This is a genomic window from Oceanobacillus alkalisoli (assembly GCF_021556485.1).
Lineage (GTDB): Bacteria > Bacillota > Bacilli > Bacillales > Amphibacillaceae > Oceanobacillus > Oceanobacillus alkalisoli.
Genome location: NZ_JAKGBW010000049.1, coordinates 1 through 499, shown reverse-complemented (window position 1 = coordinate 499; position 499 = coordinate 1). Strand labels below are relative to the sequence as shown.

Here is a 499-nt window from a genome sequence, read left to right as displayed (position 1 = left end):
CCGAGGCCACTGAAAAAGTCTCCTTAGAACAGCTAACAAAAATGATTTGTTAGCTGTTCTATTTTATAATCAAAGTAATAACGATGAAAGTAGCGGGTGATTACATGTTACAAAAGCAAGAGAGTCTTTCGTTTAGTCCATATGAAAGCCTTTATGACTTAATCATAGAGGAAGATAATGAGTTACGCCGAATCAATGAATTGGTTGACTTTTCCTTTATTTATAAGGAACTGGAGGATAACTATTCTCTCACGAATGGAAGAAATGCAATCTGCCCGATCCGAATGTTTAAGTATATTTTATTAAAGCGAATGTATAAATTGTCCGACGCAGACGTGGTGAAGCGTTCTAAATATGATATGTCTTTTAAGTATTTCTTGGGGATGGCTCCAGAAGCTTCCGTTATTGATTCGAGTTCCTTAACTCATTTTCGCAAGTTACGCTTGAAAGACATTAATCTACTGGATTTACTGATCGAAAAAACAACTGAAATCGCAAT

The 499-nt window shown here is 35.7% G+C and carries 1 protein-coding gene; it reads left to right on the top strand.

Going from position 1 to position 499, the window contains the following annotated elements:
- Nucleotides 1–104: 104 nt before the first annotated feature.
- A partial coding sequence (locus LZD48_RS18445; protein ID WP_235764134.1) for a transposase occupies nt 105–499 on the top strand: 395 nt, incomplete at its 3' end.